Annotated in this window: 26 protein-coding genes; 24 read left to right on the forward strand and 2 right to left on the reverse strand. The window is 40.6% G+C overall.

The window, feature by feature from the left end; translation table 11 throughout:
• Window positions 1-189 precede the first annotated feature (189 nt).
• Window positions 190-438, reverse strand: a complete 249-nt coding sequence (locus tag EBQ12_RS12770) for a ferredoxin (protein ID WP_008344492.1) — start codon at window positions 436-438, stop codon at window positions 190-192.
• Window positions 439-706: 268 nt separating this feature from the next.
• On the opposite strand from EBQ12_RS12770, the gene EBQ12_RS12775 reads away from it, so the two are divergent.
• The 17 genes from EBQ12_RS12775 (at window position 707) to fni (ending at window position 16,734) form a co-directional block, all read left to right on the forward strand.
• Window positions 707-1,759 carry a YpbB family protein gene (locus EBQ12_RS12775; RefSeq protein ID WP_125590257.1) on the forward strand — a complete coding sequence of 351 codons (1,053 nt, stop codon included), beginning with the start codon at window positions 707-709 and terminating at the stop codon, window positions 1,757-1,759.
• Window positions 1,752-3,260 carry a RecQ family ATP-dependent DNA helicase gene (locus tag EBQ12_RS12780; RefSeq protein WP_125590259.1) on the forward strand — a complete coding sequence of 503 codons (1,509 nt, stop codon included), beginning with the start codon at window positions 1,752-1,754 and terminating at the stop codon, window positions 3,258-3,260. The genes EBQ12_RS12775 and EBQ12_RS12780 overlap by 8 nt, the downstream gene beginning before the upstream one ends.
• Complete coding sequence (locus EBQ12_RS12785; RefSeq protein WP_125590261.1) at window positions 3,257-3,898, forward strand: CPBP family intramembrane glutamic endopeptidase; 642 nt, start codon at window positions 3,257-3,259, stop codon at window positions 3,896-3,898. The genes EBQ12_RS12780 and EBQ12_RS12785 overlap by 4 nt, the downstream gene beginning before the upstream one ends.
• The gene (locus EBQ12_RS12790; protein ID WP_039963980.1) at window positions 3,843-4,607 is read left to right on the forward strand and encodes a LysM peptidoglycan-binding domain-containing protein; all 765 of its coding nucleotides are present in this window, start codon (window positions 3,843-3,845) and stop codon (window positions 4,605-4,607) included. Before EBQ12_RS12785 ends, EBQ12_RS12790 begins: the two co-directional genes overlap by 56 nt.
• 64 nt (window positions 4,608-4,671) lie before the next feature.
• Window positions 4,672-5,124 (forward strand): DUF2663 family protein, encoded by a 453-nt coding sequence (locus tag EBQ12_RS12795; RefSeq protein ID WP_007500988.1) that lies wholly within the window; start codon window positions 4,672-4,674, stop codon window positions 5,122-5,124.
• Between the two features lie 87 nt (window positions 5,125-5,211).
• Window positions 5,212-6,000: a metallophosphoesterase gene (locus tag EBQ12_RS12800; RefSeq protein WP_125590263.1), complete on the forward strand. Its 789-nt coding sequence runs from the start codon at window positions 5,212-5,214 to the stop codon at window positions 5,998-6,000.
• A 164-nt stretch (window positions 6,001-6,164) separates the two neighbouring features.
• Window positions 6,165-6,743 carry a genetic competence negative regulator gene (locus EBQ12_RS12805; RefSeq protein WP_007500984.1) on the forward strand — a complete coding sequence of 193 codons (579 nt, stop codon included), beginning with the start codon at window positions 6,165-6,167 and terminating at the stop codon, window positions 6,741-6,743.
• A 196-nt stretch (window positions 6,744-6,939) separates the two neighbouring features.
• Window positions 6,940-8,214, forward strand: coding sequence for a Glu/Leu/Phe/Val family dehydrogenase (locus tag EBQ12_RS12810; protein ID WP_007500982.1), 1,275 nt, complete (start codon window positions 6,940-6,942; stop codon window positions 8,212-8,214).
• Between the two features lie 124 nt (window positions 8,215-8,338).
• Window positions 8,339-9,310 carry a YpdA family putative bacillithiol disulfide reductase gene (locus tag EBQ12_RS12815; RefSeq protein ID WP_125590265.1) on the forward strand — a complete coding sequence of 324 codons (972 nt, stop codon included), beginning with the start codon at window positions 8,339-8,341 and terminating at the stop codon, window positions 9,308-9,310.
• Window positions 9,311-9,465: 155 nt separating this feature from the next.
• The gene (gene prsW / locus EBQ12_RS12820) at window positions 9,466-10,122 is read left to right on the forward strand and encodes a glutamic-type intramembrane protease PrsW (RefSeq protein WP_008344507.1); all 657 of its coding nucleotides are present in this window, start codon (window positions 9,466-9,468) and stop codon (window positions 10,120-10,122) included.
• A 201-nt stretch (window positions 10,123-10,323) separates the two neighbouring features.
• Entirely contained in the window at window positions 10,324-11,166 is an 843-nt protein-coding gene (gene sleB / locus EBQ12_RS12825) for a spore cortex-lytic enzyme (RefSeq protein ID WP_375803955.1), read from the forward strand.
• A gap of 16 nt (window positions 11,167-11,182) precedes the next feature.
• Window positions 11,183-12,532: a germination protein YpeB gene (gene ypeB, locus EBQ12_RS12830; RefSeq protein ID WP_116307088.1), complete on the forward strand. Its 1,350-nt coding sequence runs from the start codon at window positions 11,183-11,185 to the stop codon at window positions 12,530-12,532.
• Window positions 12,533-12,634: 102 nt separating this feature from the next.
• A complete protein-coding gene (locus tag EBQ12_RS12835) occupies window positions 12,635-13,282 on the forward strand; it encodes a flagellar brake protein (protein ID WP_007500975.1) in 648 nt (215 codons plus the stop codon).
• A gap of 63 nt (window positions 13,283-13,345) precedes the next feature.
• The gene (locus EBQ12_RS12840) at window positions 13,346-13,528 is read left to right on the forward strand and encodes a YpfB family protein (protein ID WP_008344514.1); all 183 of its coding nucleotides are present in this window, start codon (window positions 13,346-13,348) and stop codon (window positions 13,526-13,528) included.
• A gap of 71 nt (window positions 13,529-13,599) precedes the next feature.
• A complete protein-coding gene (gene cmk / locus EBQ12_RS12845) occupies window positions 13,600-14,277 on the forward strand; it encodes a (d)CMP kinase (RefSeq protein WP_017359766.1) in 678 nt (225 codons plus the stop codon).
• Window positions 14,278-14,500: 223 nt separating this feature from the next.
• A complete protein-coding gene (rpsA, locus tag EBQ12_RS12850) occupies window positions 14,501-15,652 on the forward strand; it encodes a 30S ribosomal protein S1 (RefSeq protein WP_008344519.1) in 1,152 nt (383 codons plus the stop codon).
• A gap of 14 nt (window positions 15,653-15,666) precedes the next feature.
• Complete coding sequence (gene fni, locus EBQ12_RS12855; protein ID WP_125590267.1) at window positions 15,667-16,734, forward strand: type 2 isopentenyl-diphosphate Delta-isomerase; 1,068 nt, start codon at window positions 15,667-15,669, stop codon at window positions 16,732-16,734.
• 175 nt (window positions 16,735-16,909) lie between these two features.
• Here fni and EBQ12_RS12860 read toward each other — a convergent pair whose 3' ends face one another.
• Window positions 16,910-17,041, reverse strand: coding sequence for a YpzI family protein (locus tag EBQ12_RS12860; protein ID WP_008344525.1), 132 nt, complete (start codon window positions 17,039-17,041; stop codon window positions 16,910-16,912).
• A gap of 127 nt (window positions 17,042-17,168) precedes the next feature.
• Between EBQ12_RS12860 and EBQ12_RS12865 the strand changes: the two genes are divergently transcribed.
• The 7 genes from EBQ12_RS12865 (at window position 17,169) to EBQ12_RS12895 (ending at window position 22,580) form a co-directional block, all read left to right on the forward strand.
• The gene (locus EBQ12_RS12865; RefSeq protein WP_418202139.1) at window positions 17,169-17,762 is read left to right on the forward strand and encodes a YphA family membrane protein; all 594 of its coding nucleotides are present in this window, start codon (window positions 17,169-17,171) and stop codon (window positions 17,760-17,762) included.
• Window positions 17,759-18,643 (forward strand): YIEGIA family protein, encoded by an 885-nt coding sequence (locus EBQ12_RS12870; protein ID WP_039165753.1) that lies wholly within the window; start codon window positions 17,759-17,761, stop codon window positions 18,641-18,643. Before EBQ12_RS12865 ends, EBQ12_RS12870 begins: the two co-directional genes overlap by 4 nt.
• Window positions 18,644-18,649: 6 nt before the next feature.
• On the forward strand, window positions 18,650-18,844 hold the full coding sequence (locus tag EBQ12_RS12875; RefSeq protein WP_008344527.1) for a capping complex subunit for YIEGIA: 195 nt from the start codon (window positions 18,650-18,652) through the stop codon (window positions 18,842-18,844).
• Window positions 18,845-19,003: 159 nt separating this feature from the next.
• The gene (gene der / locus EBQ12_RS12880) at window positions 19,004-20,314 is read left to right on the forward strand and encodes a ribosome biogenesis GTPase Der (RefSeq protein WP_008344528.1); all 1,311 of its coding nucleotides are present in this window, start codon (window positions 19,004-19,006) and stop codon (window positions 20,312-20,314) included.
• Window positions 20,315-20,328: 14 nt separating this feature from the next.
• Window positions 20,329-21,366: an NAD(P)H-dependent glycerol-3-phosphate dehydrogenase gene (locus EBQ12_RS12885; protein WP_039165750.1), complete on the forward strand. Its 1,038-nt coding sequence runs from the start codon at window positions 20,329-20,331 to the stop codon at window positions 21,364-21,366.
• Window positions 21,367-21,632: 266 nt separating this feature from the next.
• On the forward strand, window positions 21,633-21,836 hold the full coding sequence (locus EBQ12_RS12890) for a DUF2768 domain-containing protein (protein ID WP_024718503.1): 204 nt from the start codon (window positions 21,633-21,635) through the stop codon (window positions 21,834-21,836).
• A gap of 18 nt (window positions 21,837-21,854) precedes the next feature.
• Entirely contained in the window at window positions 21,855-22,580 is a 726-nt protein-coding gene (locus tag EBQ12_RS12895; RefSeq protein WP_007500961.1) for a hypothetical protein, read from the forward strand.
• Window positions 22,581-22,635 lie beyond the last annotated feature (55 nt).

A 22,635-nucleotide genomic window follows, 5' to 3' on the forward strand; every position in this document is an offset into this window, starting at 1 on the left:
ACCAATTGATCTAGCAAAACAAATTCGGCTTAGTGCTGAGAAGAATTTCTAGTGTGGAACATGAGAAAAACACCTTCCTTTAGTATGCTTTTCTCTATTATAAAATGGGATAGTGGAAAATTTAAGGAAAAAAATAAAGCTGTCGAGATTTTCTCGACAGCCTGAGCCCCTTTTAAAGGGGCTTTTATCCTATTCATGCTTAAGTGGATCACCATCGAAAGTTTCGTCCGCAACTTTAATTGAGTCAGTTGGGCAACCTTCAAATGCATCAAGCATATCTTCTTCAAGTACTTCTGGAACTTCTACAGTCCCCTGATTGTCATCAAGCGTGACAAATGCAATGCCTTCATCATCATAATCATAAATGTCTGGAGCAGCTGCACCGCATGCGCCGCAAGCAATACATGTGTCTTTGTCTACAATTGTATATTTTGCCATGTTAAAAAAATACCTCCCAGATTGTTCGATGGAACAAATGGTTTAACCTTTTTAGTTTCACCGATAAAAAACCAATTTCCTCAAACCTTATTGTAATGATTTTAAATTCACATTTCAACTGTAAAGTGATTGAGAATGCTTATCACATAAGGGTTTGTTCATAACTTTCCCCCATTAATTGAGTTTAAACATTTCTTCTTCAATGAAATCTGTTAAAATAAAGGGAGAAAATATTCGAATTTTGTCAGGAAGACAGGTGCTTTGGTCAATGACGATTCATTACTTGGATGTCATGTTGATGGACAGCGTACATAAATTGAACGGCGAACGCTCCATTAGTGCTGTCTACCATCTCTTTAAAGGAAAAAAATCATCTCAAACGATACAGGATGCAAGTTTGTTTCAGCTCTCTAGCTACTTCGGCTGCTATCCAGCTTTTACGAGGGATCAGCTGAACCGCTCTGTAAAAAGGCTGCTAGAGCAACACTTTATCAGAAATACAGAGGATACATTCATTGCCACAGATGAAGGAATAAGTATGCTAAGTCAGCGTTTTGCTGAAAAACCGATGCCAGTTTATTTTGATGGTGCCAAGTATCATGATAAAGCAAAAATATTATGGATGAGGCTGTCTTTACTTGTGCAGGTCCTTTCACATCATGCAGCGCGGTCACAACACTATGTGCCGATTCAAAGAGATATATCGGTTCAAAACTGGACGAAATCCTTCTTCTCGCAATATCACCAGAAGAAAAAGCTTTCTGAAGATATCCATCATGAGCTTGAAACACTTCTTGCTCATTTAACTGATCAAGAGGCACTGCTTTTTGTTTATTCATTGACTTCCAATGAAAGAATCGGACGGACGTACCAGCAAATGGCGGAATGGATGAAAGAAGATGTATGGTATGTTTACTTGCTTTTTTGGAATGTGCTCCATTATTTTATTCAATGTGCGAAAAAAGGTGAGGCACCGATCATCCAGCGAATGATAGATGATCTTCAATTCAAACGTGTGCTGACCACCTCTACCCATAAAACGCTTGAGCTTGTACAAAAAGGGTTCAGTATTGATCAAATTGCTCATATTCGTTCATTAAAAAAAGCGACAATTGAAGATCATATTGTGGAGCTCTCGATACATGAGCCGAGCTTCTCGATCGAACCATATGTCAGCAGTGAAGCTCAAAAGGCGATACATGAGGTAGCCGGTCAGCTCCAAACCAACAAGATGAAGCTGATCAAAGAAAGTCTCGAGCATTCATTTACTTATTTTCAAATACGATTGGCATTGACAAGGATGGTGAAAGCAAGTGGATAAGCTTCATCAGACGCTGATGCGATACTTTGGTTATGATGCCTTCAAAACAGGTCAGGAGGACATTATTCGAAGTGTACTTCAACAAAAAGATACGGTTGCCATGCTTCCTACTGGTGGCGGGAAGTCACTTTGTTATCAAATTCCGGGTTATTTGACAGACGGGTTAGTGCTGATCATTTCACCTCTTTTATCACTCATGGAAGATCAAGTGGAACGCATGAAAATGCGCGGTGAAAAGCGAGTGGCTGCGCTTAACAGTACACTGTCTTTTCAAGAAAGAAGACATATTATTCGGTATTTGCCATCATATAAATTTTTATTTGTCGCACCTGAGGCGCTTATGTCAGAGGTATTGTTAGAGCAGCTCAAAGCGATGCATGTGGGTCTATTCGTTGTAGATGAAGCTCACTGTATATCGGAATGGGGACATGATTTCCGCCCGGAATACTCCAAGCTTGGGGAATGGAGGGAAGCGCTCGGCAATCCTGTCGCCTTAGCACTAACGGCAACTGCGACGAAACAAACCTTAAAAGATACTGTGCAAACGTTGCGGCTAGAGCATCCAGATGTTCATATTCATTCAGTCAACCGGCCGAATATTGCACTATTAAAAGAGGCGCATGAAACGAAAGAAGCAAAAGAGAAACGAGCACTGGAGCTTGTGGAAACCCTTCAAGGGCCCGGGCTGATTTATTGTCCGACCCGGCAAATGACAGAAGATATTTCACGTTTGGTGAAACAAAAAACGCATCAACGTGTAGAGTTTTATCATGGTGGAATGGAGCCAGGAGACCGCATGCTGATCCAGCAGCAATTTATCAGTGGTCAAATTGATCTCATTTGCTGTACAAGTGCTTTTGGAATGGGAATTGATAAAGCAAATATACGCTTTGTGATTCATATGAGTCCGCCTCAGTCAATTGAAGCATTTATGCAGGAAATTGGAAGAGCTGGACGGGACGGGAAAAATAGTGTGAGCGTTCTTTTATATACAGAAGAGGATGCGGATATTCAAAGTCATTTGATTCAAGCAGAAGGTTTTGATGATCCAGAAATTGATTTTTTCTTAGCCCGATTATCACATATGCCGATCAATGATGAAAAGAAATTACGTGAACAATTGGTGGAAGCAGGGCTTCAGGAGACGCGCGCGCGAATGCTCTCGCATTATTACACGATGTACCAAACTGAACAGCCTCGTTTGCTCATGAAGAAGCTGAAAGAAAAGCTGCAGGATAGACAAACAGAAAAGCTAAAAAAAGTGTGGCAGTTTAAAGAGCATATCACTGACCATCGCTGCTTTAGGCAATCTCTGTTATCATACTTTGATGAGCAGCTTGATCTAACGGAGGACGCTTCCTTTGGGAACTGCTGCTCTTCATGCGGACTTGACCTGTCTGATTACGAAAAAAAAGATCAACCATTGGAGCTGAATGAAATGAAACACTGGAAGACCGAGCTGGATCGTCTGTTTCACCTGACAAAAGAGGCGCAGCATTGATTGAACAACATCGCCGTATTATTGAAAAATTAACCGATCGACAAGTAGTAGAACAGTTGTATTTCACACAGCTGCTCATGCTGATTGTCTCTTTTTTACTAGGGATGTTTATGTTTGATCATTGGACTGATTTTACAGCCTTATGGCAGATCCGAGATATGCGTATCCTGACTTACGGAATTGGCGGCGCTTTGCTTGTGATTATTGTCGACGCTATTGTCATGAAGGTGTTTCCGGCTCATATGTATGATGATGGCGGATTAAATGGAAAAATGTTCAAAAACCGCAGCATTCTGCATATTGTTTGGTTAACGCTGCTCATTGCCTTTTCAGAAGAAATTTTATTTCGCGGGATCGTTCAGCAGCAATTTGGACTGGAGATTGCAAGCATTGTGTTTGCACTTCTTCACTTTCGCTATTTGTCAAAAATACTCTTGTTTATCCTTGTGGTTTCTATTAGTATTTTTTTAGGACTTTTATACGAGTGGACAGGGAATTTATTCGTTCCTGTCATGACACACTTTGTCATTGACCTAGTCTTTGCATGTCAAATTCGTTTTAAATATTGGGGGAGGGATGAACATGGAAGAAATGTCGAGAATGAAGAGAAAAAAGCAGCAGCTGACAAACATCCATGATGATGATGTAGAGGAAAATCTTGAAGAAGAAAAAGTGCATCCTTCAGATGACTCTCACTTTCCTACACGAGAAGATTTTCATGAATATAAAAAGCAGCGAACCAAAAAGGTGCGTAATCCATTGTTTACGACACTGGCTATTATCTTTCCTATTATTGTCGTCACGGTTTTCTTCCTGTTGATTTATTACACATCAAAGGAAATTAACGATAACAACAATCAAGGTGTTTATATTGATAAAACATCGAGTGCTGACACAGATCCAGTCCCGTCAGCACTTGTTGACACAAAAAATGATTCAAGCGCTGACAAAGCGGATGCGTCTGATGATGAGAAGAAAAAGAAAGATGCTGATAAAGAAAAGCAGCGTTCAAAAGAAAAAGCAGAGCAAAAGAAAAAAGAACAAGCCGCTAAAGAGAAGGCTGAGCGTGAAAAGGCCGAAGCTGCAAAAAAGCGTGAGCAGCAACAGCTCGCTCTTCAAAAACAGCAGGAAGAGAAAAAGCGAAAAGAAGCAGAAGAGAAGAAGAAGCAGGAAGAAAAGCCTGTTCGTGTCGTGCAGCATACTGTTGGACCAGAGGAAAACTTGTATCGAATTTCCATGAAGTATTATCAAAACCGATCAGGGGAAGAGAAAATTCGAGCTTACAATCATTTAAAAGGAAATAGCGTGTACAGCGGACAAGTATTGAATATCCCATTAGAAAATTAATATTTGACATGAATGAATCGAAAAGCACATACATATGTAGAAAAAAGGGACAAGGGTGTATGTGATGACATTGCACGCAATCAGCCGCTATATGGATCAGCCGACACAGAAAATGATTGAAACATTGATCAAAAGGAAGCGCAAATACGAGGGGTTTGCAAAACAATGCAAAAGGTGGCAATGGACAGCCCTTTTATCACTTGCGATTCTTCTGTTTTATTTTGTGATAACAGCTAATAGCGGGGGCTCCCTGCAGCCGGAAGCGATGATTGCCACATTGCTTGGCCATGAGGTGTTTCTGTTTTGGATCATGGCTGAAGTGTTTGCTTTTTACGCATCGTATTATTATAAGAAAAAAGAAGAAAAGGCTGAGGATGAATATCATAAGCTCAGATGTGAAATTATACAGAAAAGCACAGATTTATGGCCTCAATCAAATCAATGGAAAGAGCGCGAGGCCGTTTTCCACTTCATGCAGACGCAATATGATATCAATCTCTATTATGAAAGTAAATAAATGAGCAAAAGACGTTTAAACAGTTGAAACGTCTTTTTTCATTCAAGCGTCTTATAAAAGAAAGCTGATACAAGGGAGTCATTCATAATGAAATATGCCATCGGATTTACTGCTGCCATAGCGGCTGTGACAACAGGTGTGTGTGTAACAGCGAAAATGGTGAAAACGGCAAAACAAAACAACATCAAAAAGCATTACTTTACAATAGAAGGACTTCAGTCAGATCGACCTGCAGTCATTTTCTTTATTTCTGATACCCATCGCCGTCTAATTAGTGATACTTTATTAGCGGAAGTAAAAGAGCAGCAGCCTGATGTCATTATGATCGGCGGGGACTTAGCTGAAAAGGGAGTCCCTTATGCTAGAGTTGAAGAAAATGTGAAACGTTTAGCAAGGATTGCCCCGGTGTATTTTGTGTGGGGGAATAACGACCATGAGCTGCATCAGCAAAAACTCAAAGACATCCTCCATACCTATCAGGTGACGACATTGCAAAATGAGACGGCTGTGTGGAATTTTGAAGGACAGCCCATTAAAATAGGCGGAATCGATGATATCCGGCTTGAAAAAGCAGATTATGAAGCGATACGGCCGGAGTTTGTCAAAGAAGACGTGAATATCCTTTTATCACACAACCCAGATGTGCATCATTTGATGAGTGAAGAAGAGGGAATTGATCTTGTTTTGAGCGGTCATACCCATAAGGGTCAAATTCGTATTGGGAAATTTGGTCCGTATGAAAAAGGAAGAACAGGCCAAGTCAAAGGTGCTTTCTTTCTGATTAGTAATGGTTACGGAACAACAAAGATTCCGATGCGTCTTGGAGCAGAACCAGAAACCCATCTGATCTATTTAATGCCGCTAAAAACGCGCTAAGTTGATGCCCCATCAATATTTTCCATAAAAGTCACCGTAAGCATAGCTTCATGCTTGTCTTCCGTCTTGACACAGTGTAAACTGAATACAAAATTAAGAACCTATGACTCATCATCTCATATACTACAGTATGATGTGTGTTAGAAGAGGCAGGAGGGAACGTTATGCGGCTAGAGCGTCTGAATTATAATAAAATCAAAATTTTTCTCACACTAGATGATCTGACAGACCGAGGTCTTACGAAAGAAGACCTTTGGAAAGATTCGTTCAAAGTTCATCAGCTGTTTAAAGACATGATGAACGAAGCGAATCAGGAGCTCGGTTTTGAAGCGAATGGACCGATTGCTGTTGAAGTATTTTCTCTTCAGGCGCAGGGGATGGTCGTCATTGTGACAAAGAGTCAGCAGGAAGATGCTGATGATGAGTTTGATGAAGATTACATTGAGATGCAAGTCAAGCTCGACGAGAGCAAGCATGTGCTCTATCAATTTGCCTCGTTTGAAGATGTGATTCAACTGTCCCATAGTTTAAGTCGTATTGGACTTTTAGGGGGTACAGTTTACCACTATGAAGGTCAATATTTTCTCAGCCTAGATGATTTCGAAGAACTGTCTGCAGATACAGTCATTTCTATTTTAGCGGAGTTCGGTTCTCCGACGACATTAACCATTCACCGGTTAAAAGAATACGGAAAAGTGATCATGCAGGAAGATGCAGTGAAAACGATTCAACTGTATTTTTAATCACTTTTTTCTATTATATTTAATACTGTTGTGATGAAACAACAGTATTTTTTTATATCCATTTTTATATTTATAAACGCTGATATTTTATTTTGATAAAAAACGCTTTTTACCTTTGCTTTACCAGTACGAAGGTGTATACTATTGCTTGAAAGGGAGCAGTAGATCATGAAAGATTTCTAGGGGGTTTATTTTAATGGCAGCCGATCAAAACGCCGCTCATAACGCAGAAGATAAGCTAGATGTTTTAAAGTCAACTCAAACCGTCATACATAAAGCGCTTGATAAATTGGGCTATCCGCAAGAAGTGTATGAATTGCTGAAGGAGCCAATTCGCCTATTAACGGTCAAAATTCCAGTACGTATGGATGATGGATCGGTGAAAATTTTCACTGGTTATCGTGCGCAGCATAATGATGCTGTCGGTCCAACAAAAGGCGGAATTCGATTCCACCCGAACGTTACTGAAAAAGAAGTAAAAGCGCTTTCAATTTGGATGAGTTTAAAATGTGGTATTGTGGATCTTCCTTATGGCGGAGGAAAAGGCGGTATTATCTGTGATCCAAGAGAAATGTCATTTAGGGAGCTTGAAAAACTAAGCCGCGGCTATGTTCGCGCAATTAGCCAAATCGTTGGACCAACAAAAGATGTTCCAGCACCAGATGTGTTTACAAACTCTCAAATCATGGCATGGATGATGGATGAGTATTCTAGAATTGATGAATTTAACTCGCCAGGATTTATTACAGGAAAACCAATTGTTCTTGGAGGCTCACATGGACGTGATACTGCAACTGCAAAAGGTGTAACGATCTGTATCAAAGAAGCGGCGAAGAAAAAAGGAATTGACATCAATGGGGCTCGTGTTGTCGTTCAGGGATTCGGAAATGCAGGAAGTTACTTGGCTAAATTTATGTATGATGCCGGAGCGAAAATCGTAGGAATTTCAGATGCTTACGGCGGTTTGTATGATGAAGATGGTCTCGATATTGACTACTTGCTTGACCGACGTGACAGCTTTGGAACCGTCACTAAATTATTTAATGATACAATTACAAACCAAGAGCTGCTTGAGCTAGATTGTGATATCTTAGTACCTGCAGCCATTGAAAATCAAATTACAGAAGATAATGCGGCGAACATTAAAGCCAAAATTGTCGTAGAAGCAGCAAATGGACCAACGACATTGGAAGGGACAAAAATTCTTTCAGATCGTGGTGTACTGCTTGTTCCAGACGTACTTGCAAGTGCGGGTGGAGTGACTGTTTCTTACTTTGAATGGGTTCAGAATAACCAAGGGTTCTACTGGACAGAAGAAGAAGTAGAAACTCGATTAGAAGATATGATGGTGAAATCATTTAATAATATTTATGAAATGGCGCAAAACCGCCGTATTGATATGCGATTAGCAGCATATATGGTCGGTGTACGTAAAATGGCTGAAGCTTCTCGATTCAGAGGCTGGATTTAAGCGACTTATTTGCATCGCGCCTTAAAATCTCCTATCCTTAAATAGGAGATTTTTTTATGGAATCATGCAAAGAATCAAACAGCCCAGCAATTGTTATTGCAGTGAAACGACAGGAGTGGAACAAATGAAACAAGAAAAAGCGATCATAATAGGAGGCGGCCCGTGCGGTCTATCAGCTGCCATTGCATTCAAGCAAATTGGGATTGATGCACTTGTGATTGAAAAGGGCAATGTGGTCAACAGTATTTATCATTACCCTACACACCAAACCTTCTTCAGTACAAGTGAAAAGCTTGAGATCGGTGACGTCGCTTTTATCACTGAAAACCGGAAACCCGTTCGTATTCAGGCGCTTTCCTATTACCGAGAGGTGGTCAGACGAAAAAGCCTGCGTGTGAATGCTTTTGAAAAGGTAAACGCTGTGACGAAAAAAGATGGCCGTTTTACGATAAATACATCAAAAGACGACTATACATGTGACTATGTTGTGATTGCGACTGGCTACTATGATCATCCTAACTATATGAATGTAAAAGGGGAAGACCTTCCTCATGTGTATCATTATTTTAAAGAAGGACACCCCTACTTTGATAAAGATGTGACGGTGATCGGCGGGAAGAACTCTAGTGTTGATGCTGCCCTGGAACTTGTGAAATGCGGAAGCAGGGTGACGGTTTTATATAGAGGAACTGAATATTCATCCAGCATCAAACCTTGGATTTTACCAGAGTTTGAAGCGCTTGTTCGAAATGGCACCATTCGAATGGAGTTCGGTGCAGAGGTGAAGGAAATTACACAACAGGATGTTGTCTTTACAAACCAGCAAGGCCAAACGGATCATGTGAAAAGTGATTATGTGTTTGCGATGACAGGTTATCATCCTGATCATTCATTTTTAGAAAAAATGGGTGTAACGATCGATCCAGAATCAGGCCGCCCAGCATTTGATGAACAAACAATGGAAACAAATGTAGAAGGTATTTTCATTGCAGGGGTCATTGCAGCTGGTAACAACGCCAACGAAATTTTCATTGAAAATGGAAGATTTCATGGCGGGTTAATTGCAGAAGAAATCAACAAAAGAATCAACGGGTAAAAAAAGAACTGGGTCCTTCTAAGGGATTCAGTTCTTTTTTATGTAAATTGGGATTATATAGAAGATTATTTTTGGGAAATTGGGCTCGAGTCATATAAAAAAGGGGTGATTCGTGGTACGATAATAAAGGATAATGTAGGGAAAGAGGTCTGATTATGATCGCAATCATTTCAGCAGGTTTAGCTCCCGGCATCGCACTTTTAAGTTATTTTTATTTGAAAGATCAATACGACAATGAGCCGGTTCATATGGTCATCAGATCTTTTATGCTAGGTGTCATACTTGTGTTTCCAACCATGTTTATTCAGTATGTCCTCCAAGAGGAAAATATCGCCACGAATCCTATCGTGATTTCATTTGTGACATCGGGTTTTTTAGAAGAATCATTAAAGTGGTTTATTTTAATGGTCAGTGTCTATGCGCACGTACAGTTTGATGAACATTATGACGGGATTGTCTATGGAACAAGTGTCTCGCTTGGATTTGCGACACTTGAAAATATTCTGTACTTAGTGGGTCATGGGGTAGAGTACGCGTTTACACGTGCCTTGCTGCCTGTATCAAGCCACGCTTTATTTGGTGTGGTGATGGGATTTTATATAGGTAAAGCTCGCTTCTCTGATAAAAAAGAGCAGCGAAAATGGCTGATTCTCTCTTTAATACTTCCTATCCTTTTTCATGGCTTATATGATTTCATTCTTCTTGGCATGAAAAATTGGGGATATATTATGTTGCCGTTCATGATTTTTTTATGGTGGTTTGGTCTGCGGAAAGCCAAAAAAGCCCGTGCGGTGAAGATGGTACAAATTTAAATTGGAAAACGTCCTATACGTCTTTAGGGCGTTTTTTGTCTTTTCCATCCAATTCCCTCCTGTGATGAATGTATAAAAATAGGGATCGGAAGAAACATATATTCAAACATCAAAAGTACAGGAGGATCAAATATGGACAAAGCTCGTTTCATGAAACAAATCGTCCTTATCTTCTCAATTGTTCTGCTCGCGTCTTCATTGATGACAGCTGAAAAAAGTGAAGCTTTCACGAATCAAGTGATTCAGCGGGGAGCTACAGGAGAAGATGTCGTCGAGCTCCAGGCAAGGCTCCAATACAATGGTTTTTACAATGGAAAAATAGACGGGGTGTATGGCTGGGGAACTTACTGGGCCGTGCGCAATTTTCAAAGCCAGTTTGGTGTAAAGAAAGTCGATGGACTCGTAGGGGAAAAAACAAAAAGCCTATTAGTTCAAAAGACGAAATACTATAAAGAGTTTGTGCAACAGCAGTTGCAAAAAGGGAATCAGTTTACGCACTACGGCGGGAAACCTCTTGATCAGCAAACAAAGGCTCCTGCGCAAAGAAACACGCAAAAAAAGACAGCACAAGGTACAAAAGAGAATCAAAAAAGTCAAAGTGGAGGAAACAGCTCGTCTGGAAAGCAGTCAGGAAATGGTCAAGCAAATCAAACGCCGAAACAAACAGCAGCCAACATGCCAGGTGGTTTTTCAAGCAATGACATTCAGCTTCTTTCACAAGCTGTTTATAGTGAAGCGAGAGGTGAACCTTATGAAGGACAGGTAGCGATCGCAGCCGTCATCTTAAACCGTTTAAACAACCCAACCTTTCCAAACACGATTGCTGGTGTCATTTTTGAACCGCTTGCGTTTACCGCTGTAGCAGATGGACAATTTTATATGGCGCCAAATGAAACCGCTAAAAAGGCAGTATTTGATGCCATTAATGGCTGGGACCCATCTGAAAGCGCCGTTTATTACTTTAATCCTGATACAGCGACAAGCCCATGGATTTGGGGAAGGCCACAAATTAAACGAATCGGGAAACATATTTTCTGTGAATAAAAAGAGGTGTAAATAAATGATCAGAGGAATATTGATTGCTATTTTAGGAATTGCTGTCATCTCAACAGGATACTGGGGCTATAAGGAGCATCAAGAAAAAGATGCAGTGCTGCTTCATGCAGAGAACAACTATCAAAGAGCCTTCCATGATCTAACGTATCAAGTCGATCAGCTGCACGATAAACTCGGCGCAACACTTGCGATGAACAGCCAAACATCTATATCTCCAGCACTTGCAGATGTATGGAGAATGTCATCAGAAGCGCATAACAATGTCAGCCAGCTTCCGCTCACATTGATGCCTTTTAACAAAACAGAAGAGTTTCTAGCGAATGTCGGTGACTTTAGCTACAAATCGTCACTTAAATCTTTATCAGATGAACCATTAAACAAGGATACACACAAAACCATTACCACTTTATATGATCAAGCGGCAGATATTCAAAACGAACTTAGACAAGTGCAACATCTCGTACTCAACAAAAATTTAAAATGGATGGATGTTGAAATGGCACTGGCTGATGGAGATCGAAAAAACGACAACACCATCATTGACGGATTAAAAACCGTTGAAAGAAATGCTGATGCGTTTGCAGATGTTGATCTTGGCCCTACAAATGTGTCAACTGAATCAGAAACGCAAGGCTACAATCACTTAAAAGGGCAAAAGATTTCAAAAAAAGAAGCGATCCGTATCGCCCAGCAATTTGCGCCTGACCATAACAAAGATTTCAAGGTGAGAAAAAGTGGGAGTAAAACGAACCGTGATGTCTACAGCCTGTCAATGTCAGACCCAGATAGCCGAGCAAACTTTTATTTAGACTTGACTGAAAAAGGAGGCCATCCTGTTTATCTTCTTCAGAACCGTGAAGTGAAAAAACAAAAAATCAGTTTAAATGATGCCTCAGAAAAAGCACTAAGTTTCTTAAAGAAGCATGGATTCGATACTGAATCATTTCATTTAGATGAGAGTGCGCAATTTGATAATATCGGCGTATTTACCTATGTCCCTTTACAGAATAACGTATTGCTTTATCCAGATAGCATTCGAATGAAAGTCGCTTTAGATGATGGTGAGGTTGTGGGATTCTCAGCGAAAGACTATTTAATGAATCACAGAAAACGTGACATAAAAGCACCAAAGATTTCTCGAAAAGAAGCTGAAAAGACCTTAAATAAACATGTGAAGATTGAGGATACACATGTAGCTCTTGTTCAAAATGATATGTCAGAGGAAGTTCTCTGCTATGAGTTTTTAGGAACCATTAAAAACGACACATACCGAATGTTTATTAATGCAGATACTGGAAAAGAAGAAAGAGTAGATAAGCTAAAAAATGCAGAACCTATATATAAAGACCTATAGAAAAGGAAGCGAGGAAAAGGCGAATAAGCCTTTTCCTTTTGTTTTATACATGGTTTAATATAAGAGAGGATACGATTTCACAGATGAAAAGAGTGATGAGGAATGTTACAAATAGGGGATGCAATCACAATTGAGTATGTCAATGAGAACAAAGAAGTGAAAACTGCAAAATCGAAAGTTTTGGAAAATAATAACGATGATATTTGCATTAATTATCCAGCTGATAAAGAAACGGGGCGCACGATCTATTTAAATCAAGAAACAGAAATCACCGTCTTCTTTTTCGATGAAAATCAAATTCCATACAAATGTACAAGCAAAGTCATTGGGAAAAGAAAAGAAGATATCCCGATGATTGTCGTTTCTATTCCGCCAAAAGAAGAAATGATTCGGCTTCAGCGAAGAGAATATCTTCGAGTGGATACGATGGTGAAAGCGTCCATTACGCAAAATGGTGAAGAAACCTTCGACACATTTATTGTCAATATGAGTGCTGGCGGTGTAGCAATTGCTGTTCCAGAAGGTGTCTCACTAAAAGAATATGGCGAGGTCGTCACAGAGTTTGAACTTTCACTTAAAGAACCAGTGAAAATTAAAGCGATTGCAGAAATGAATCGTGTTTATCAAGATGAACAGACGGGGAAAACAAGAGCGATCATGGAATTTACTGAAATCACAAACGACCACCAGCAACACATCATGAAGTATTGCTTCCAGCAGCAGCTTCTAACACGTGTGAAAAAAGTATAAGAATAAAGGTTGTCAAAAGCTTCCATACTAGAGAGAAAGAATCTAGCGTTGGAGGCTTTTTGTATGAAAACAATGGAAAGATGGCTATTCAAAGCAGTGCTCATTCAGCTCATTCTGCTTTTGGCGGTTCAGGTCACCCTTCACTTGACGAAAGGAGAACTATTTTTGTCAAAAGTCGTACAATACGAGGGTGTGAATAACATGAGCATTGAAGATTGGATTGAGACATTTAAGCAAAAGGATTGATAGAAAATTCCCCCGTTTGAGCGGTGATCGTGTTACAATTCATAAGGGAGATTCAATCAAGGAGAGGTATTATGAAAAAGAAATTATCTATCGCAATTGACGGTCCTGCTGCAGCAGGAAAAAGCACTGTGGCAAAAATTGTCGCAGCGAAAAAATCATATATTTATATCGATACAGGTGCGATGTACCGCGCAATTACACTTGCAGCACTCAATCAAGGCGTAGACCTTGAAGACGAACAGGCACTTGATGCGTTATTGAAAAACACAGTCATTGAACTTGTGTCAACTGACGAAGGTCAAAAAGTACATTTAGACACGATCGATGTCACAGAAGACATCAGAACAGACCGCGTAAGCAATCAAGTCTCTGTTGTTGCAAAGCATCGAGCTGTCCGGGAAGAAATGGTCCGCAGGCAGCAAGAGCTGGGGAACCGAGGTGGTGTCGTCATGGATGGAAGAGACATTGGCACGCATGTTCTTCCAGATGCAGAAGTGAAAATTTTCTTGCTTGCGTCAGTAGAGGAAAGAGCAAAACGTCGTTTTGAAGAAAATCAGAAAAAAGGCTATGATGTCAATTACGATCAGCTGATCGAAGAGATTGCAAGACGTGACAAGCTTGATTCTGAGCGGGAGGTATCACCGCTGAAGAAAGCAGATGATGCCATTGAAATTGACACGACTTCCCTTTCTATTCAAGAGGTTGCAGGTAAAATTTTAGATGCAGCAGAGCGTGTAGAAAAACAGTAAGAAATTTTAGAAAACTTTTATAAGTTAGAGGTTTATCTCTTGACAAACAAGGTCTTTTATTAGAAGTTTATACTAATACTATTTTTATTGATCATTCAAGCAATTCTGTTGATTTGAATGTTTCTATAATACATATTCGGCTGGCAATCATCATGCTAAGGACACATATTCACCCAGTCGTTTTAACTAAGCTGTGTAGGTTTGGACCAAGGAGGTTATCGAAATGACAGAGGAAATGAATCAAATCGATGTTCAGGTACCAGAGGTTGGAGATGTAGTGAAAGGGATTGTTTCTAAAGTTGAGGACAAGCATGTCAATGTAGATATCGTCAATGTGAAACAACCTGGGATCATCCCAATCAGTGAATTATCAAGTCTTCACGTTGAAAAAGCATCAGATGTCGTGAAAGATGGCGACGAGTTAGAGCTTAAAGTAACAAAGGTCGAAGACGATGCTTTGATTTTATCGAAACGTGCTGTTGATGCAGACCGCGCTTGGGAAGACCTAGAGAAAAAGTTTGAAACAAAAGAAGTATTTGAAGCAGAAGTAAAAGACGTTGTCAAAGGTGGTCTAGTGGTCGACATTGGTGTTCGCGGATTTATTCCTGCGTCTCTTGTTGAGGCACACTATGTAGAAGACTTCACTGACTACAAAGGAAAAACACTCTCGCTTGTTGTGGTAGAGCTTGACCGCGAGAAAAACCGCGTGATTCTATCGCATCGTGCAGTCGTTGAGCAAGAACAATTAGACAAGAAGCAAGACTTCCTGCAAAAGCTTGCAGTAGGCAGTGTGATTGATGGAAAAGTGCAGCGCCTGACTGACTTTGGTGCATTTGTTGACATTGGCGGCATTGATGGATTAGTTCACATTTCTCAACTATCCCATGCGCATGTCGAAAAGCCATCTGACGTTGTTGAAGAAGGACAGGAAGTGAAAGTCAAAGTTCTTGCTGTTGACCGCGATAACGAACGTATCTCACTATCTATTAAAGAAACATTACCAGGACCTTGGAGCCAAATTGGCGAAAAGGTAAAACAAGGTGATGTTCTTGAAGGAACCGTTCAACGTCTTGTGAGCTTTGGAGCATTTGTTGAAATTCTGCCAGGTGTAGAAGGACTTGTGCATATTTCCCAAATTTCACACAAACATATCGGTACTCCTCAAGAAGTCCTTGAAGAAGGGCAGACTGTGAAAGTGAAAGTGCTTGATGTCAATGAAGATGAAGAGCGCATTTCACTTAGCATTCGTGAATTAGAAGAGAATCCTGAAAAACAAATCGAAGAGGATTACCGTCAATATCAGGCGAAAGAAGAAAATACAAGCGGATTCCAGCTTGGTGACCTGATTGGTGATAAACTCAATAAACTAAAATAATTTGGTGATCAAAATTGACGCGAGCAGAAAGAAAGAAACAGCATATTGAGCATGCTTTGTCGACTGGCCAGCATGCAGCAACAGGTTTACAAGATGTTTCCTTCGTTCACGCCAGTTTACCAGATCTTGCGACATCACAAATTGATACACATACGACAATTGGCGGACTGACTTTCGGTTCGCCAATTTTTATCAATGCAATGACTGGTGGAGGCGGAGAATCGACCTATGAGATTAATCGCTCTTTATCTATCGCAGCGAAGGAAACCAATATTCCAGTAGCAGTCGGATCACAAATGGCTGCACTGAAAGATGCAGACGAACGTCGTACGTATGAAGTGGTTCGAAAGGTGAATCCAGATGGACTCGTTTTTGCCAATTTGGGCAGTGAGGCGACAATTCAGCAAGCACGGGATGCCGTTGACATGCTGGGGGCAAACATGCTTCAAATTCACTTAAACGTGATTCAAGAGATCGTCATGCCTGAAGGAGATCGTGATTTCAGAGGTGCTGTTGAGCGGATCTCAGCCATTGCTGAATCAATTGAGGTGCCTGTTGTCGTCAAAGAAGTTGGATTTGGGATGAGTAAGGAAACAGCAAAGAAATTATTTGATGTTGGAGTTGCTGCTGTTGATGTAGGTGGATTTGGGGGAACGAATTTTTCTAAAATCGAGAACCTGCGCCGTCAAAAAGCACTTCGCTATTTTGACCAGTGGGGAATTCCAACTGCAGCGAGTCTGGCTGAAGTACATACAGCCTTTCCAGATCAAACCGTCCTAGCTTCTGGAGGCATTCAAGATGCACTTGATGTGACAAAATCAATTGCTCTTGGTGCGTCTGCCGTTGGATTAGCCGGCTTTTTCTTAAAATCCCTGACGAGTGGAGGAGAAAAGGGCCTCATCTCTGATATCATTGATCTACAAGATGATGTGAAGATGTTGATGACAGTACTTGGCATGAAAACAATTGAGGAGCTAAGGCAAGCTCCGATTGTGCTTACAGGGGAAACAAGTCATTGGCTGAAAGAAAGAGGCGTGGATACTACGTACTATAGTTTAAGAAATAAGAAGACAAAGGACTAAATGAAATGTAGCCCTTTGTCTTCTTTTCAGCGTGAAAGAAAACTTTTTTTGTCTATGAAAGAAAGCTACTTTTTGCGGAGCGAATTTGACATTCGTGAGCACCAATGCGCAGGACTGACACTGAATGCGAGGGTTTGTCTGCACGCTGAGACATGTGGTAATCACATGTCTTTTTTTATTGATTTCTTTTGCGAGCGTCTTCCGGGCCTTCTAAAGTTGTTGCCCCTTTGTGATGAATGGATTGATCGCGATCAGATTCAACTCTTCTTGACGCCTTTAGGCGTTTTTCCTGTCTATCCTTACCCATCATACATCCCTCCTCAATTATTAGGGTGTCACCTCTTGTTTATTTCATGCAAATCCCGCATCTTCTCATACGTTTAAAAACTGGAGATTTTCCCATAATGTAATTGAGGTGATGAGGGTTGGAGGCATTGTACTATTATTGGTCAATATGGTTCGTTTGGATTATGGTGACATTTATCATGGAGAAAAGCACGTGGCGCAATGTGCTGGGCGTATGTGTTCTCATTCATATTATATGCAGTCATGTCATGGTTTCTATTTTAGACATTAGGATCAATGCAGGATTTTTGATGACCTTTTTATATGCTTGCATGTCATTCGTGATCTTTCGGCCTGCTCATCGAATCATGCGAATCATGCAATTAGGTTCCATGGTCAGTGCGTATGCCTTTTTTATGATTTTTGCATTATATGATCCAGTTTGGTTCACGATAATAAAGGTGGACTGGGTTGTATTTGCCTTGCTGATCTTGATGTGTTTAACATATGGGCATCAGTTAACGGAACGGATCACTTTATGGATGATGGCTATATGTCTGGGGGAAGCCCTTTATGCGCTTACGATTCATCGCCTCACATCTTCCATTGTCATAGGAGATCTCTCGTTTCTTTCCATGGCTGTTCAAGGAGCTGTCTTTCTATTAGGTGTAGGTCAGCTTGAAAAACTCTTGAACACCCGTTCATCTAGAAAACCAGTAAAAGGGGCTGCAAAATCAACATGACAAATTACACGTTTCCTGTGATTATTGGTGTCATCTTTGGGATGGCGGCTAGGCTTTATATGCTAAGAACTGATTATCGGCAATATCCCACATATATTCATGGACAAGTGATTCACATTGCGCTAGGTTTTATCGCATCAGGGCTTGGTGCTATTATTATGCCTGCGCTGATCCAGGAAGAATTCACTGCCATTACCTTTCTGACGCTTGCAGCCACGCAATTTCGTGATGTGCGTAATATGGAAAGAAATACATTGACCCAAATGGATTCGTATGAGCTTGTCTCACGAGGCAGTACATATATCGAAGGCATTGCGATCGCCTTTGAAAGTAGAAATTATATTGCCATTCTTACTGCCCTTATTACAACGACCGCCTGTATTTTCTTTTCGCTCGTCGTTGGGACAGTGGTCGGTATTCTTTGTTTTTTCATGGCAAAACTATTAATGTCAGGGAGCCAATTAAAGGATATCGTGAATATTCAAAAAGGGGAACTTCGTTTTGACGGCGCAGGACTTTACGTAAATGATATTTACATTATGAATATCGGGCTGCCTGAAAAGCAAAAATTGATTTTAGAGCATGGAATGGGGTTCATCTTGACTCCGAAGAATTTTAACTCGGCCACAACCATCGCAAACCTTGGGCAGCGGCAAGCTATCTTATTTGATTTATCCAACGTGCTTGGTGTATACCGAGATTCTGGTGAACCATCGCTTTGTCCGCTCGCAAAACGTGATCTGAATAATGGCACACTTGGCGTATTCATTTTACCGCAATGGCAGCGTGAAGATTTAGCTGTCCGTGTATTAGAAGAGGTGCCAATTTTAGAAAATGCCATTAGAATGCCGACAGATTTCATTAAAAAGAAAGTGAGGTAATAGGGCATGGCGAACACCATTGAACAATTTATATTGGCTGTGGCGACAACAAATAAAGAGCGGGTCATTGGCGGAACAGCCGTTTTTTTCTGTGAAAATAAAGAAGAACTCGACATGTATGCCATGAATTTAGAGGCCATTTTAGATGGAATTGCACACGGCATTGGAGAAGATCTTTACTTGATCGTCAAACATTTTTAAGTTATTCATTGTGGTCTGATTAAAAATTGATATAATATATAAGTTGAACCCTTCATGTTTGAAGGGTTTATTTCATAAAACTGAATGAAAATTATAAATCCCGGTTGAAACATGATGATGAACATATTGAATCGCGGCTGGATTGAAAGGAAGGGTACTATGGGTAAACCTGTCGTAGCCATTGTTGGAAGGCCCAACGTTGGAAAATCTACAATTTTTAATCGAATCGCAGGCGAAAGAATATCGATTGTAGAAGACACACCTGGTGTAACAAGAGATCGAATCTATAGCTCTGCTGAATGGTTAAATTATGACTTTAATTTAATAGATACTGGTGGAATTGATATTGGAGATGAGCCGTTTTTGGCGCAAATTCGCCATCAGGCTGAAATCGCAATGGATGAAGCGGATGTTATTATCTTTATGGTCAATGGAAGAGATGGTGTCACATCTGCGGATGAAGAAGTCGCAAAAATTTTATATCGCACGAAAAAACCTGTCGTACTTGCTGTCAATAAATTGGACAACCCTGAAATGAGAAGCGACGTGTATGACTTTTATGCACTTGGATTTGGCGAACCGTATCCGATTTCTGGAACGCACGGACTCGGTCTAGGTGATCTGCTTGATGCTGTCGCAGAGCATTTCAAAAACTTACCAGATACACAGTATGATGAAGAAGTGGTCCAGTTCTGCTTAATCGGTCGCCCAAATGTAGGGAAATCCTCTTTGGTGAATGCGATGCTCGGTGAAGAACGTGTCATTGTCAGCAACATTGCTGGTACGACAAGAGATGCTGTAGATACAATGTTTACGTACAACCAACGTGACTTTGTCATTGTCGACACAGCCGGTATGAGAAAAAAAGGGAAAGTATATGAAACAACAGAGAAATACAGTGTACTCCGTGCGTTGAAAGCCATTGATCGATCGGATGTTGTCGCTGTTGTTCTTGATGGTGAAGAAGGCATTATTGAACAGGATAAACGTATTGCCGGCTACGCACACGAAGCGGGTAAAGCCGTTGTGATCATTGTGAACAAGTGGGATGCTGTTGAAAAAGACGAGCGTACAATGAAGGAATTTGAGCAAAACATTCGCGAGCATTTTCAATTCCTTGATTATGCACCTGTCTTATTCATGTCTGCTCTTACGAAAAAGAGAATTCACACGTTAATGCCAACAATCATTACCGCTAGTGAAAATCATGCGATGCGCGTTCAAACTAACATTCTAAATGATATTATCATGGATGCCGTAGCAATGAACCCAACGCCGACCCATAACGGACAGCGTCTGAAAATTTACTATGCAACACAAGTGGCGATCAAACCGCCGTCCTTTGTTGTGTTTGTAAATGATCCAGAACTTATGCACTTTTCTTATGAGCGTTTCCTAGAAAACCGAATTCGAGATGCATTTGGTTTTGAAGGAACACCAATTAAAATATTTGCGAGAGCGAGAAAATAAAAAGGGTGAGCAGGATGAAGAAAATTTCAGTACTTGGAGCAGGGAGCTGGGGAACAGCTCTTGCGCTTGTATTAGCTGATAATCATCATGATGTACACATGTGGGGACATAGACAAGAATTAATTGATCAAATCAATGAGAAACATGAAAATCATGATTACTTGCCTAATGTTGCATTGCCAGCGTCTATTCAAGCGACAACAGATATGAAACAGGCACTAGAAGGGACAGATGCGATTATTGTCGCTGTGCCAACAAAGGCTATTCGAGAAGTATTGAAACAGGCCAATGAGTTCATTACGTCAAAGGTGCCATTTGTTCATGTCAGTAAAGGAATTGAACCAGATACGCTTCTTAGAATTTCTCAAATGATTGAACAAGAAGTCCCAGAAGCGAAAAGGGAAGCAGTGGTTGTCCTGTCAGGACCAAGTCACGCTGAAGAAGTTGGCTTGCGTCATCCGACAACTGTGACTGTCTCGTCAGAAAATATTGAAGCAGCTCAATTTGTTCAAGATTTGTTCATGAACAATAATTTTAGAGTGTACACCAACCCTGATGTGATTGGGGTGGAAATTGGCGGGGCGCTGAAAAACATCATCGCTCTTGCGGCAGGGATCACAGATGGACTCGGATATGGCGATAATGCGAAAGCAGCGCTCATCACAAGGGGGCTTGCTGAAATCGCCCGCCTCGGCACAAAAATGGGAGGAAACCCTCTTACGTTTGCCGGATTAACAGGTGTTGGAGATTTGATTGTCACATGTACAAGTGTTCATTCGCGTAACTGGCGCTGCGGTAATTTACTCGGTAAAGGATATAAGCTCGAAGAAGTGCTTGAAAAAATGGGGATGGTTGTCGAAGGCGTCCGCACAACAAAAGGCGCTTATCAGCTCTCCAAAGAATACAAGGTCAGCATGCCGATTACGGAGGCTCTTTACGGCGTCCTATTTGAAGGGAAAAAAGTTGACGATGCTGTAGAATCCTTGATGGCACGTGTGAAAACACATGAGATGGAAGACCTTGTGAACATGTTCGAAAACCAAACAAAGTAATTGGAAGACTGAACTTAGGCGTGTAGAGGATGCAAGAAGGGGAAGACTTGCATAACATAACAATGAAGTTTGAATAGAGCTTTGCCTCTACAGAATGAGGAAAAATAGTCGACCTAATGACTGAAGCAGAGTCCCCCTCTTTGCTTCAGTTTTTTTATTCACTTTTTTCTGAATGATTGGAAAAATGATTGATATTTTACTTAATTTTGGTTTAGAATGAAATATAAACGCTTACAATTCGTTTATATTAAAGGGGGACAGGCACGATGAGTTTTGCTTTAATCAAGATGTGGTTTGCGCTTGGTTCAATGGGGCTCATGTTTTTAGCCGTTGTAACCATTTATTTGAGTAGGTTTAAGCTGAAGAGCCGATTTCTGAAAATAACAGCTTCGACTGTCGCGTACAGCTTAATGCTCATATCAGGTATCATTGTGTTTTTAGTTGTAGTTAGCGGGCCGGTCAATGAATAAAGAAAAAGGAAGAATGTGATGATCAAAGCAAAAATCAGTGTCATGCTGTTAACACTTATTTTACTTACGGGGTGCCTCTATCCAGAGAATCGCAAAGCTGAAAACCGCGTGCCATATAAAGAGCAGCTGCAAAGTGTGCAGACAGCGATTGAAGACTTTCAAAAAGCGACAAATGGCCTTTTACCGATTGAAACAAAAGAAGGCGACACACCGATTTATCAGAAGTATGTCATTGACTTTAAGCGTCTGTCACCAAGATATTTACACGATGTACCGTCGACATCTTTTGAAGGCGGGGGCGAATATATCTATGTCCTCACAGACGTCGAACAAAACCCAACGGTGAAACTGCTTGATGTCAAAATGACACAAACGATCAGTGAATTACGTCTAAGGATCAAAATATATCAAGATGAACATACATATCCGCCATATGGCAAAGTAGTATCCAAAGATTTATATACGTTAAATGAAAAAAAACTAGGGTTAAAAGCACCGCCTACAGTGACGAGCCCTGTCACGGGTGAATCACTTCCATTACTGATTTCCTCAAATGGCGAAATCTATGTTGACTATCGCAGTGATTTTGCCCAGATTTTGAAAAATACGAAACAAAAGCTGAAACCAGGTGAAAATATTCAAGATGTCTATTGGCAGGAAACCCCGTTTGTACCAGCGTTTTCTGTTCCATATACGATCAACAAAAAAGGTGAGCCGGCTTTTTTAGAAAAAAAGACGTCATAAACAAGAATGAACCTTTCTCCTCTGCATATAAATGAGGAGAAAGGTTTTTTTATGG

Origin of the sequence: Bacillus sp. 2B09, assembly GCF_003946835.1 — a bacterium.
Taxonomy (GTDB): domain Bacteria; phylum Bacillota; class Bacilli; order Bacillales; family Bacillaceae; genus Bacillus; species Bacillus altitudinis.